At 34.5% G+C, this 12,737-nt stretch carries 11 protein-coding genes and 1 rRNA gene; 6 read left to right on the top strand and 6 right to left on the bottom strand.

Translation table 11 applies throughout. From position 1 onward, the window contains the following. The first annotated feature begins 4 nt into the window (after window positions 1-4). From BC781_RS17565 to BC781_RS17555, 3 genes are all read left to right on the top strand, one after another. Complete coding sequence (locus BC781_RS17565; protein WP_109620236.1) at window positions 5-1,408, top strand: MBL fold metallo-hydrolase; 1,404 nt, start codon at window positions 5-7, stop codon at window positions 1,406-1,408. Between the two features lie 178 nt (window positions 1,409-1,586). Then, a complete protein-coding gene (locus BC781_RS17560; protein ID WP_109620234.1) occupies window positions 1,587-2,144 on the top strand; it encodes a YeeE/YedE family protein in 558 nt (185 codons plus the stop codon). A gap of 18 nt (window positions 2,145-2,162) precedes the next feature. Continuing rightward, the gene (locus BC781_RS17555) at window positions 2,163-2,576 is read left to right on the top strand and encodes a DUF6691 family protein (protein ID WP_109620231.1); all 414 of its coding nucleotides are present in this window, start codon (window positions 2,163-2,165) and stop codon (window positions 2,574-2,576) included. Window positions 2,577-2,656: 80 nt separating this feature from the next. On the opposite strand, the gene BC781_RS17550 is transcribed toward BC781_RS17555, so the two are convergent. After that, window positions 2,657-3,364: a hypothetical protein gene (locus BC781_RS17550; protein ID WP_109620229.1), complete on the bottom strand. Its 708-nt coding sequence runs from the start codon at window positions 3,362-3,364 to the stop codon at window positions 2,657-2,659. Further along, window positions 3,354-4,517, bottom strand: coding sequence for a serine hydrolase domain-containing protein (locus BC781_RS17545; RefSeq protein ID WP_109620227.1), 1,164 nt, complete (start codon window positions 4,515-4,517; stop codon window positions 3,354-3,356). Before BC781_RS17545 ends, BC781_RS17550 begins: the two co-directional genes overlap by 11 nt. A gap of 516 nt (window positions 4,518-5,033) precedes the next feature. Between BC781_RS17545 and BC781_RS17540 the strand changes: the two genes are divergently transcribed. Beyond that, window positions 5,034-6,350: a nuclear transport factor 2 family protein gene (locus BC781_RS17540; protein WP_109620225.1), complete on the top strand. Its 1,317-nt coding sequence runs from the start codon at window positions 5,034-5,036 to the stop codon at window positions 6,348-6,350. A gap of 134 nt (window positions 6,351-6,484) precedes the next feature. Next, window positions 6,485-7,918 carry a right-handed parallel beta-helix repeat-containing protein gene (locus BC781_RS17535; protein WP_109620223.1) on the top strand — a complete coding sequence of 478 codons (1,434 nt, stop codon included), beginning with the start codon at window positions 6,485-6,487 and terminating at the stop codon, window positions 7,916-7,918. Window position 7,919: 1 nt separating this feature from the next. Here the strand turns inward: BC781_RS17535 and BC781_RS17530 are convergent, their stop codons facing one another. The 3 genes from BC781_RS17530 to BC781_RS17520 all read right to left on the bottom strand — a co-directional run bounded on the left by BC781_RS17530 (window position 7,920) and on the right by BC781_RS17520 (window position 10,090). Further along, window positions 7,920-8,531, bottom strand: a complete 612-nt coding sequence (locus BC781_RS17530; protein ID WP_109620221.1) for an NUDIX hydrolase — start codon at window positions 8,529-8,531, stop codon at window positions 7,920-7,922. 11 nt (window positions 8,532-8,542) lie between these two features. Next, window positions 8,543-9,082, bottom strand: coding sequence for an inosine/xanthosine triphosphatase (gene yjjX, locus BC781_RS17525; RefSeq protein ID WP_109620219.1), 540 nt, complete (start codon window positions 9,080-9,082; stop codon window positions 8,543-8,545). Between the two features lie 168 nt (window positions 9,083-9,250). Continuing rightward, a complete protein-coding gene (locus BC781_RS17520) occupies window positions 9,251-10,090 on the bottom strand; it encodes a helix-turn-helix domain-containing protein (RefSeq protein WP_109620217.1) in 840 nt (279 codons plus the stop codon). Between the two features lie 237 nt (window positions 10,091-10,327). On the opposite strand from BC781_RS17520, the gene BC781_RS17515 reads away from it, so the two are divergent. Next, the gene (locus BC781_RS17515) at window positions 10,328-12,223 is read left to right on the top strand and encodes a beta-L-arabinofuranosidase domain-containing protein (RefSeq protein ID WP_158281514.1); all 1,896 of its coding nucleotides are present in this window, start codon (window positions 10,328-10,330) and stop codon (window positions 12,221-12,223) included. 426 nt (window positions 12,224-12,649) lie between these two features. Here BC781_RS17515 and rrf read toward each other — a convergent pair. Further along, window positions 12,650-12,737, bottom strand: a 5S ribosomal RNA gene (gene rrf, locus BC781_RS17510); the annotation flags it as partial.

The following is a 12,737-nucleotide window of genomic DNA, read 5'->3' as shown; positions in this document are numbered from 1 at the left end:
AGTCATGAAAATTGAACAACTTTACACAAATTGTCTTGCAGAAGCAGCGTATTATATCGAATCTGAGGGAGAAGTTGCCATCATCGATCCTTTAAGAGAAACGGCTCCATATTTGGATAAAGCAGAAAAAAATGGAGCTAAAATCAAATATATATTTGAAACTCATTTTCATGCAGATTTCGTTTCTGGGCATATTGATCTAGCAAAGAAAACAGGTGCTAAAATCATTTTTGGCCCTAAAGCAGCTCCTCAATATGATATTTACTCTTCTACAGATGGAGAAATACTGGAACTTGGTAAAATAAAAATCAAAGTTCTGCATACTCCTGGTCATACGATGGAATCTTCTTCCTTTTTATTATTTGATGAAAATGGAAAAGAACACTGTCTGTTTACTGGAGATACCTTATTCATCGGCGATGTAGGGCGACCTGACTTGGCAATTAAATCTGACCTTTCAAGAGAAGATTTAGCAGGTTTACTTTATGATTCATTGAGAGCAAAAGTTATGACTTTGCCAGATGACATCATTATTTACCCAGGTCATGGAGCAGGTTCAGCATGTGGTAAAAACATGAGTAAAGAGACTCAAGACACTTTAGGCAATCAGAAAAAAGTGAATTATGCACTTCGCGAAGATATGAGCAAGGAAGAGTTCGTAAAAGAAGTTACTGACGGAATTTTACCTCCTCCTCAATACTTTGCTAAAAATGCCAAGATCAATAAAGACGGTTATGATAGCTTTGAAGATGTTCTTCAACAAGGAATTCAAGCTTTAACCGTTGAGGAAGTAGAAAAAAAACAAGCCGAAGGAGCTATTGTCCTTGATGTTCGAAAGGCTGGAGCATTTGCAAAATCACATATTCCAAATTCTATTTTCATTGGTCTTGACGGTCAATTTGCGCCTTGGGTTGGAGCAGTCATTACAGACATCAAATCTCCTATCATTTTGGTCGTAGAAAGTGGAAGAGAAGAAGAAGCTGTAACAAGACTTTCAAGAGTTGGCTATGACAATACGATTGGATTTGTAAAAGGTGGAGTTGAAAATTGGGTAGCAGAAGGCAAAGAAGTTGCTACTGTTGATGAAATTTCTGCTGAAGGACTAGCAAACTTAGAACAAGAAAATATCAATATTCTTGATGTTCGTAAGCCAGGAGAGTTCCAAGCTGAACATCTTGAAAGAGCTGAGCACCTAGCACTAGATTACATCAATGAAAATTTAGATAAAGTCAATTCTGATAAAAAATACTACGTGCACTGTGCAGGAGGATACCGTTCAATGATTTTTATTTCAATTCTGAAAAGAAATAATATTCATGACATGGTTAATATACTTGGAGGTTACAATGCTTTGAAAAACACAAATCTTCCAAAAACGGATTTTGTTTGCCCTTCGACTCTTGCATAGAATTAAAAGCTTAATAAATACCATAGGACGTTGATAAATACGTTCTATGGTATTCCCCAATCCAACTTACTACTTAATAGCTACTAACAAATAAAATACTCTTTCAGACTTCATTGTTCTACAGAAGTAGAATACTCTAAAGTCTGAATTAATAAACTGACAAATAATAATTTCTAAAATGGATTGGATTACACAACCATGGCCTTGGTATGTAGCAGGCCCTATGATAGCTCTTACATTGTTCTTGATGTTGTTTTTTGGTAAAGAGTTTGGAATCTCTGGAAACCTTAGAACAATCTGTACAATAGCAGGAGGAGGTAAATATGCAGAATTCTTCAGATTTGACTGGAAAAGTCAGAAATGGAATTTAATGTTTCTTTTAGGTAATGTATTAGGTGGTTTCCTTGCCAACCAATTTCTCACACCAGATCAAACTATTTCTTTATCCGAAAAAACGATAAGCAGTCTACAAGAACTTGGCTTTGAAAACATAGGTGCTTCTTATTTACCCGAAGAAATTTTCAGTCTCTCAAATGCATTTAGCATTAAAGGATTTCTAATTCTTCTTATCGGTGGTATTCTAGTTGGTTTCGGCACACGTTATGCGGGCGGATGTACTTCAGGTCATGCTATTTCTGGTTTGAGCAACCTTCAATTACCTTCTTTAATTGCTGTTATAGGCTTCTTTATCGGAGGACTCATCATGACCCATTTTATATTACCTATTTTATTCTAAGCCCTAATCTAACAACAAATGAAATATCTAAAATTTATATTGGCTGGTACACTCTTCGGTATTGTACTAAGTAAAGCAGAAGTAATTTCTTGGTACAGAATCTATGAGATGTTCCATTTCCAATCTTTCCATATGTATGGAGTGATCGGTAGTGCTGTCCTACTCGGCATCGGGATCGTTTACCTCATTAAAAAATATAAATTCAAATCTATTGAAGGTGAAAATATCACTTTCGTACCTAAACAGATGTCTATAGCTAGGTATTTGATTGGAGGTACAATATTCGGATTAGGTTGGGCACTTACAGGAGCATGTCCTGGCCCTATGTTTATCTTAGTTGGTAAAGGAATTTGGTCTATTCTGATCGTAATTTTCGGATCTGTTTTAGGTACATTTCTTTACGGAGTATTTAGAGATAAATTACCTCATTAAAATACAATACATTTAGTCTCAACAACGAAAGGAGTTGCCTTAAAAAGTTCAACCCCTTTAATATGAAAATGAAAAATTAGTTAGTTCGGAAAGTGCTGTAATCGGTGATAAGTAAATACCATTTCTTTATTACTTGCAGACTTTCCGACTAATTTCAAAGTAGAATCACTTACTTCAACTTTCCATGATTCTGCATCTTTACCTTCAGAATGTGGCATAATAGTCAAAAGTGGTTTATGCCCATGCATATGCCAATACCCTGTAGACTTCTCCCCTTTCTCATTTCTTTCAAGTACTATTCTATCCCATCTTATAAAAAGGTAACGCTTATCTTCTCCATCAAAACTGGACAAAATATCTGCATCAGATTGGCGTGCTTCTACCAAATCCCATAGTCCAACTACTTTATCAGCCGTAGATTTAGGCTTTTCAATAATTCTGACTAATGTCACGACTACAGCCATTCCTTCTTCCTCCCTGGTCCATATCATTTTATTTTTATTGAAAGAAACCGTAAATCCCCCAAACTCATCCAATAACCCCAAAGACTGTGTAGGCGTAAACTTATTAGTCGATTTATCGAAAGTCCAAGTTCCTTTACCATTTTGCAACCAACCATTTCCCGATTCAAAACTCTGATCCGCATTAATTTTAGTCCATTTGGCAACAGGAGTCATCACTTCTTCTCCTACTGTTACTTTTTGGAATTCCCAAAAACCTACAACATCTTGAGCATGACCAACTGAGTAAAAACTTAAAATGAAGAGTATTAAAAAATTAGCTTTCATCTGATTGTTTATTTAAAAGTTGAACAATTTTTTCGGCAAGCTGAAGCTCATTTGTACGTGAGCCAATATTTGATAAGAAAGAAATCACCCACTCCCCAGAGTTGATATTAACAAGCATAGCTTTGTAACCACCTGTGTTTCCTCCGTGAATAATATACTTTTTAGCTATTGGAAGTTTTCCCATCTCATAATTCCCTTTTCCATCAAAAACAACCCAACCATATCCATAAGACAAGCTATTTGAGACTTCTTTCAAATGATTCGTTTTCATCAATTTTAGTGAAGAGTGTGAAAGAAATGTAGTATCATCCATTGCTAAACCCCATTTATATAAGTCTGTTGAAGTTGAAAAAATACGACGTCCTAAACTCAAATCAATAAAATCGTTTTCATACCATCTACCCGATTTTTCTTGATAATTATAAGCCGTGGCTAAGCTGTCTTGGATTTCTTCATTTTGGGTATAAGCCCGAGTTGAGGCTAATTGTAGTGGCTCTGTGATTTTCTCAATTAATAATTCTGAAAAACTCTTATTGTAGAGTTCTTCTAATAAAATAGGGAGCAAATGATAGGCAAAATTACTGTAATAAAATTTTTCTTTGGGTTTTCCTACCACAGGTAGTTTACTAATGAAGTCCACATATTCAGTATTACTAAATCGTTTCCTCTTAAAATTTATGAAGAAATTTTCTGATAGCTCTTCGGGTACCGCATTATAATCGGGTAAACCAGAAGTATGTGAAAGCATCTGATGAATGGTAATAGAATCACTAAAACTCCCAGTATATACGATTTCTAATTCCTTGAGAATATTGACAAGTTTATCACCTAAACTCAGTAAACCTTCTTCGACAGCTTTAAGGGTTAAACCAGCAATGAATGATTTATTCACAGAGGCGATATCAAATCTGACATTCATCGACATTGGAATTTCCCAAGATCTATCAGCTACCCCAATTGCTCTTTGAAAAATAATTTCGTCATAATTACCAATAGTAATAGTTCCTTCAAACTTACCTTCCTCAAACTCTTGTTGAATAAGCTGATTTAATTCAAACTCTAAACTCTCATTTTTAACTTCTTGACTGTGTACTTGGCAAGACACTAAGATTATTGACATTAGAAAAAGGTAAATACTAAAAAGTTGTTTCATATTTTCTTTGATTGGTTTTATTCAAAGTTGAAGAAAAAAATGTGTCTAAATAACTAGAAAAAGCAGTTTGGGGTGAAAATTTTGAATATGGGATGAATAAAAAATTCAAGTTATATATAACCTGTATTTTACATCATCCTAAAATGTTCTTCTAAAAATATTAATACTATTAGAAAATACTTTTATCAGTTGATTCATCAACCAAATATTACCATCCCGCACTGTTAACATTCATTTTTAAGTTTTTTTAGCTAAAATATCTCCGATTTTATTTAAATATACCTAGAAAGGGGGATAGACTTTTACGATAAGAATGTGCACCTTTGAATCAGTGATGTATACTGTAAATGAAAGTCTATAACCGATCTTATTGACCTATCATTAAGGGTTGTTCAAATTGTATTCTCAATTGGGGAGGAATTTACTTTTTGAACGCCCTTTTTTTTTGCCTTCCAAATCCCTAACTTCTTATCTGAACCCATAAATAAAACCTAGACTAATTCTGATCTTAGCTATATGACTGTGTCGGATAGAATTTCTCTCGTTCATCGTTTTTATCAATTCTTGGAAGAGAAAAATATTGATGAATGGATCAAGCTGTTTTCCAAAGATGCTCGAGTATGTAACCCATATGCCTCTAACGTTTATCCTAAAATTCTTCTTGGCAGAGATAAAATTTACGCTAAGTGGAGTTCACTTCCTGATGTTTTTGAACGATTGGATTATCAGCATATCCAAGTTAGCAGTATAAATGAGAATGAATATGTTGCTATCTCTAGCGGTAGAATGCGGCTTAAAGAGGGTAAAAAATATGATAATGAATATGTTTGTTTTTTTACTTTTGATGAAGAAAATCTCATTACCGACTATATAGAATACTTCAACCCAATTACTCTTATTCATGGTTACGATCTCGATTATCCAGAACCACCTACTGTTAAAGAAGTTCGTTTTTTAGTAGAAGGAATTAGAGTTTCTGGAAACCTTTACCTCCCTAGCAACTTTAACTATTCTGATCCATTACCTGCTATCGTAATTGTCGGAGGGTGGAATACTCATAAAGAACACTACCCTGCTTCTTTTGCTAAAAGATTAGCAGAATTGGGTTTTGTATGCTTTTGCTATGACCCCAGAAATATTGGTGAAAGTGATGGAAATCCTAGAAATTTTGGAAGTATGTCTATTCGGGCTACTGATATAAAGGAGGCTATTCAGTATTTAAACAGACTTTCAGAAGTAGACTCGAAGAATATCTATGCACTCTCTTTCACACAAGGCTGTAACTATTTGATTGAAGCTCTGAAGGAAGAAACCCTTGTAAAATCTGCGACTATGGTTATTCCATCCTTCTACTCTGAAAATGATAGAATAAAGATTTTTGGAGGGGAAAGTCATCTGAATGAGTTCAAAGAAGCTTCATTAAAGGCAAAACAAGTATTTGATGAGAATGGAACAGTCATTTACATTTCTTGCCTACCTGATGACAGCTCCGATATTAATAATATCTCTTTCAATCAACAATACTTTGAGGTTCTACGTGATGCTCATGTTCCAAACTGGGAAAATAAAATGGTATTAATGGGAGCGACAGAATTACTTGAGTTTGATTCAATGAAAGATGTAGAAAAAGTAAATACTCCTATTCAAATCATACACAGTAAACAAATTCAATCAAATGAAGGAACACAGCAATTCTTTGAACTATTAAAAGGAGAAAAACAGTTTATCTGGGCACGAGGTAGTTATAAAAAATTCTTTGAAAACGAACTACAAGTCTCTGAGATAGTCCAACTCACATCCGATTGGTTTCAGCTTTCCATTCAAAAACAATAGTCATCATTCATGAATCTGTTGTCTGATTTGACTCAATTCTTTCTTTTCTGCCACCAAACTCACCTAAGTACTGTTTAAACACAAAAGCTAATTACTCAACAGACTATTTTTAGAGAACCCAACTTTATTACGCTATGAACTACCAAGAACCGAGGAAAATGATTGGTGACTTCTTGTTTGCCACATTTGTCTGCATGCTATTTATGTTTTTTTTGGTAATAGGTACTGCCAATGCTCAAACAGCAGACTGTAATTGTGATCACGTTATTCCCGTTGGCACTACTTCTGTAAATGGTGCAGGAGAAAGTAAAGATAAAAATGATGTAATACTCATCTTAAAACCAGGAGATATTATTTGTCTTCAATCTGGTAGCTACCCTGACTTAAATCTGAAAAATATAGTAGGGACTACTGAAAAACCAATTTCAATTATCAACTGTGGAGGAAAAGTAACCATTGGCGAAAAACCTTGGAATCATAGTTTATACATTAAAGATTCTCGTTACTTCAGATTAAGTGGAACGGGTGATCAGAATATTGAAAGAGGTATTTTTGTCACTGCAATTGAGACTAGAGAAGGCATTGCTTCAAGTGGAGTGGTTGTAGAAGGCATATCTACAGATTATGAAATTGATCATATCGAAATTGCAGATATTCCATTTGCTGGAATTGTTGCCAAAGCTGATCCCAAATGTCATTTGCCAGACTACTGGCAGAGAAACTTTGTGGCAAAAAACATCAAAATCCATGACTGTTTTATCAGAAATACTGGTGGTGAAGGAATGTATATTGGATATACAGGGGGAGAACTAAAATGCGGTGAAGAAAAAGTCTTTCCTCACAATATTGAAGACCTTGAAATCTATAATAACCATGTAGAAAACTCTGGTTGGGATGGTATTCAAGTAAATAGAGTGGTTAAAGGGGGTAGCATTTATAACAATCGAGTATATAACTATGGAACAAAAGATGAACTTTACCAAAACACTGGTATTTATTTAGGATGGCAAACTTCAGCTAAACTTTACAATAATATCATCAGAAAAGGCGCAGGAATGGGTGTTGAAATCAAAGGTATTGGAGATGTATGGGTTTATAATAACCTAATCTGTGATGTTGGTTTTGATGGAATCTACTGCAATGATCTAGATGCAGAAGTGGGACGTAGCGGATATTGTTTCATGAATAATACAATCGTCAATACTGGAAGACATGGCATCCGATTAGAAAACAACAAAAGCCTTTCTTCAGAAAAGAATTCCGTAGACCGTGTTTATAACAACATTCTTATTAACGTAAAATCAAAACGTTTCAACAACAAAAGAGATTTCCTTTATTTCGCACATGAGTCTGATAAGAAAATCCTTGATGTATCCAATAATTACTATGCAGAAGACTTAAAAGAGGCAGGTTTTACTGATGTTGAAAATATGAATTTCCGTCTTCAAGCCACTTCTCCTTTAAGAGATAAGGGTAAAAATCTATATGACTTTGGCGTGAAGACAGATATTGAAGGAAAAGAACGTCCAAAAGGGGGACTATACGACTTAGGTGCTTATCAAAAATAAATCAGATTATTTCCAACAATTCACTCAGCATCATTGCTGTAGCACCCCAAACAACATTTTCATCTACCATGAATGCTGGTGCTTTTATTTTCATCAGACCTAAATCGATGCTTTGCATACTTTTGGTATTGGGGTGTTTTAAAGTCTGAATATCAGTTTCTATGATCTCAACCACTTCTATCGGATCGGCTGTATATTCAGGCTTTGACTTAGCAAAAGCAACAACTGGAGTCACTAACATATTACTCGGAGGAATATACAAATTACTAAGAGTTCCAATAACTTGAGAACGGCTCACCTCTACACCAACTTCTTCTTTACATTCTCTTAATGCAGTTTCTACTAAATCAGTATCTTCCAAATCATGTTTCCCTCCAGGGAATGCCATTTGCCCACTATGAACACCATTGTACTGAGGTCTTCTTATCAACGGAAAAGCAAAAGAGTCTCCCTTAGGAAAAAGTAAAATAAGTACTGCTGCTTTTCGGGCATTATCAGGTATATCTAAACTTTCTTCTATTCTCTTTGGAGATGCCATTTTCAAATGAGCATCTGCTCCTGGTAAATCTTCTTTTAATTTTTTCGCTAGTTCTTCTATAAACGGATTCGACATATTTTTTTTAATTAGACATATAACTCAGCGTGAACATAAGGAATTAATGCTAAGATTACGGCTTGTGTATAATATGATGTTCTATCTACCACTCCATTTGTAAGAATACCTACCGAACCACCTTTTTGTTTTGAATTCGTCTTCTTAAAAACCATATCATCGGCTACACCAAGTTCTATTCCTTGATCTATAAGTTCAGTGATCTTAGGAGGAAGATAAAAAGAGCTTGTTCTAGATTTACTTTCTTTTCCATCTTTACTTTTGACGTACATCCAAGCAAATGCCGACATTTCACCAGCTTCTTTTTCTATTCCACCTTCAAGACCTATCCAAAAATCTGCTTTCAACTTCACTTTTTGGGCATTCAAACACCTGTTTTTAGCACCCTCTAAAGTTTCTTTCTCTGTCATCGGTTGGTCACTTACCTCTGAAGGAACAGAAATTCCTTCCATTTCTATCTCACAATTAGGGAACATTTGAGAAAAGGCTAATCTGCTTGCTTCAATCTTCACAGGATTCAATGAAGCAACTACAATATGAAGTTTTTGCATATGCTAGTGTAATTCTATCTTATTATTTTTTTCAAATATAAATAGATACCCAATCAGATTAAAATAAAGATATTGGGAAAATATTATCTGTTATTTACTATGAGCCTAGCATTCATAAGATAAATCATTCAATCTTACATGAAATACATGCAAGATTGAAACAAACTCCTAACTAAGGCTAAACTGCTTTCTGTACTCTCTTGGTGAACAACCTTTGTACTTTAGAAAGGATCTATTAAAATTGCTCAAACTCTCAAAACCAGTTTCAAAAGCAATCTGAGAGATTGGCAAATCTTTTTCCCACAATAATGTACTCGCTTTTTCCACTCTCAATTGATTAAGGTATGTAACAAAACTTTTACCAATCGATTTTTTAAACCATCTACAAAAAGCAGGGCTTGTCATTCCTGTAAAATCTGAAATCTCTGTTAACGTGATTTCTCTATTCATATGTTCTAGAACAAAATCTAGTACTTTCGTAATCCGCTCAGAGTGTTTCGCAATCTGCTGATTTCCTTTTCCATTTTCACTCGAAAGAATTTCATAGTTTTCATTCATTGATAAATTCAAAATATCAAAAAATAAGAGCAGTTGCTGAAATTCATTTTGAGACTCATACTGTATGATTTTCCCGATCAATTCAATCGAAGGATTTGTAAAATGAATTCCCCTTTCACTTGAGTTCAGAAATTGATAAAGCTTTTTAAACTCTGGAATTTGTGAAAATACAACTTTTGAAAATTGGAAAATATATGTCTCAACTTCATCATCTTCACCATCACTTACCCATTGATGAGGCAAATTCTCACCTAATAAAACTAAGTCTCCTTCTTGAAAAGGAGCTATATGATCACCTACAAACCGAAGTCCTTTCCCCTTTACAATATACGTCAGTTCCAACTCTGGATGAAAATGCCAATATGGTGTAAAAGCAGGTAATTTTAATTTTGAAAAAAGGATTGTCTTTTCATTTTTATCAGTTGTTATATGTTCTCTTTCTAATTCCAAAACATCATTTTTTAACCCATTAAACTCTAAAGTGAAATATAAATATCAAAATTTGCACAGTATCAATCAAAATCCAATGAGAATACTCAATTTCTATCCTCTACTTTTGTTACATCTGATAAACTAAACGAACAACTACTTCACATGAGAAAGAGATATTTCATACCATCATTATTGCTTGCATCACTTTTTGCTTGCAGTCCACAAAAGAATAAGGAAAAACATAAAACTCAATCTATGGAACAGCTACATTTCGGAGAAATCAAACCCAAAGGATGGATTCTCGAACAAATGTCTGATGACTTAAAAGAAGGATATGTTGGACATTTAGACAAACTAGTTCCTGATCTTATCGTTGAAGATGACATTTATGGAAAAGACCGACTCACTAAAAAAGTAAAAGCTAAAGATGTAGGTGCAGTTACTGATGATAACGGTGAATGGGAAGTACAATTTTTATGGTGGAACTCTGAAACACAATCAAATTGGTGGGATGGACTTATCAGACATGCCATTCTTACCGAAGATAAAGAAGCACTCGAAAAAGTCAGAAAGTATGTAGAAAATAAATTAGCTACTCAAGATCCTGATGGTTATATCGGTGTTTATGCTGATGACTTGAGGTATGGACATACTACTGAAAATGGTGAACTTTGGGCTCAATCTTCTTTATTCAGAGGATTACTAGCTTATTATGAAGCTTATGGAGATGAAAAAATTCTTGACGCTATTGAGAAAGCAGTAGCCCTCACTATGAAATCTTATCCAATAAACAACTCAACACCCTTTAAAGTCGACAAACCATATGCTGGCGTCGGTCATGGACTGACATTTACTGATGTGCTAGATCGACTATATCAACTTACAGGGAAAAAAGAATATTTAGATTATGCCATTTTCCTTTATGATGATTACAATAAACACAAAATGTCAGAAGTCGATATTCAAATCGCAAACTTGAATGACAAAGACTTCCGATTTAAAGGACATGGTGTTCATACCTACGAACATCTCAGGTCATTGACTGTTGCAGCCCAACACTCAAATGATCCGAAATACAAAAAAGCACTCACTTCATATTTGGAAAAGCTGGAATATACCCTTACTCCTAGTGGAGGTCCTATTGGAGACGAATGGATTTTTGGAAGAACTTCTGATTCAGATACAACTGGCTATGAATACTGTTCCATACATGAGCTACTAGACTCCTACACGGTTCTGCTTCAGAAAACTGGAGAATCAAAATGGGCTGATAAAATTGAGTGGTTGCTTTACAATGCGGGACAAGGCGCAAGACACCCACATGAGCATTCTATCGCATATTGTAAAACTGATAATTCAAGACATATGCTCGGTGCTATTGACTTGAAAAATGCAGATTTAAAACACCACAATCGCTATAAATACTCACCAGCTCATCAAGATGTGGCTGTCTGTTGTGTGCCAAATGCAGGTAGAATCTATCCGTATTTTGTTAAGTCAATGATGATGAAATCATACGATGGAATAACTATTAATCTTTATGGGCCTTCTGAAATGGAAACCGCAATTAATGGAAATCCGATAAGTATAAAACAGAATACTATTTATCCGTTTGAGCATAAAATTCAATTTGATATCAATTCCGATGTGGAAAATGAATTTGCGATTTCATTACGTAAGCCAAGTTGGGCAAATGATGTAAAGGTAAACACTGATGCTCAAATCGTAGATCATGGTGATTATATCACACTATCGAAGAAATGGACAAAAGGTGATCATTTTGAGGTGGAATTTGAATCTTCTGCAAAGGTAAATACTGATCATAAGGGTAAAAAATATGTTAGCTATGGTCCTCTCGTATACTCGTTATCTTTAGAGGGAGTTGCAAAAGAAATTAAGGATTTTGAAGAAGAAGGATTTAGAGATTTACATTATAATGTTACTTCAGACAAACATGTAAATTATGTCTTACCTAAACAATCAACCTTCACACTAAAGAATAACAAAGTAAATGATGAAAGACTATGGACTGACGCTCTATTTCTTCATACCAAATTAGTTAATCCTAAAAATAATACTCTTCAAGAGATTAAGCTGCAACCAATGGGAGGTACTGTACTCCGTATTGTAAGCTTTCAAGAAGAAAAGTAGACAAGCGTTTTTGATAAGACTACTTATCGTTTCATTTTCAGTAATAGAGATTATTTCAAATTGAGATAGTCTCTTTTTTATATACAGCTATTTTCATAAATACTTACTCTGATAACCCCTAGAATCCACACATTCTAGTATAATTTCTAATAGATAGAAATACTTTACCTAGATAAAGTATTGCTATATTAGTCAATCAGTAAATTTGAAAGGGGACTTATTTTCAAGCTAGATATTCTAAGAAATTACTATTCATTACACCTATAAACTTTATCCATAGATTACAATACCTAATCCCTATTGCTCTAGTATATACTGCAGTCAGCTTTGTTATACCTTGTTTTAAAACAAAAAAGCTCAGCTAACATCCTGTGTTAACTGAGCTTTTGTTTGTAGCTTCTGCTAAAGCATTTGCTACATTAATAAGGTTGGCAATGACCTACTCTCCCACCTGTTACGGCAGTACCATCGGCGCGGTAGGGCTTAACTGCTCTGTGCGGAATGGGAAGAGGTG

It is taken from the genome of Sediminitomix flava, from assembly GCF_003149185.1.
Lineage (GTDB): Bacteria > Bacteroidota > Bacteroidia > Cytophagales > Flammeovirgaceae > Sediminitomix > Sediminitomix flava.
The sequence above is the reverse complement of the archived record's forward strand: the minus strand, read 5'-3'. Positions and strand labels throughout refer to the sequence as shown.

Coding starts and splice junctions, on each gene's coding strand:
- BC781_RS17530 (WP_109620221.1), bottom strand. CDS start 8,531: ATGTCGAATCCGTTTATAGAAGAACTAGCGAAAAAATTAAAAGAAGAT.
- BC781_RS17515 (WP_158281514.1), top strand. CDS start 10,328: ATGGAACAGCTACATTTCGGAGAAATCAAACCCAAAGGATGGATTCTC.
- BC781_RS17535 (WP_109620223.1), top strand. CDS start 6,485: ATGAACTACCAAGAACCGAGGAAAATGATTGGTGACTTCTTGTTTGCC.
- yjjX (WP_109620219.1), bottom strand. CDS start 9,082: ATGCAAAAACTTCATATTGTAGTTGCTTCATTGAATCCTGTGAAGATT.
- BC781_RS17550 (WP_109620229.1), bottom strand. CDS start 3,364: ATGAAAGCTAATTTTTTAATACTCTTCATTTTAAGTTTTTACTCAGTT.
- BC781_RS17565 (WP_109620236.1), top strand. CDS start 5: ATGAAAATTGAACAACTTTACACAAATTGTCTTGCAGAAGCAGCGTAT.
- BC781_RS17560 (WP_109620234.1), top strand. CDS start 1,587: ATGGATTGGATTACACAACCATGGCCTTGGTATGTAGCAGGCCCTATG.
- BC781_RS17540 (WP_109620225.1), top strand. CDS start 5,034: ATGACTGTGTCGGATAGAATTTCTCTCGTTCATCGTTTTTATCAATTC.
- BC781_RS17545 (WP_109620227.1), bottom strand. CDS start 4,517: ATGAAACAACTTTTTAGTATTTACCTTTTTCTAATGTCAATAATCTTA.
- BC781_RS17555 (WP_109620231.1), top strand. CDS start 2,163: ATGAAATATCTAAAATTTATATTGGCTGGTACACTCTTCGGTATTGTA.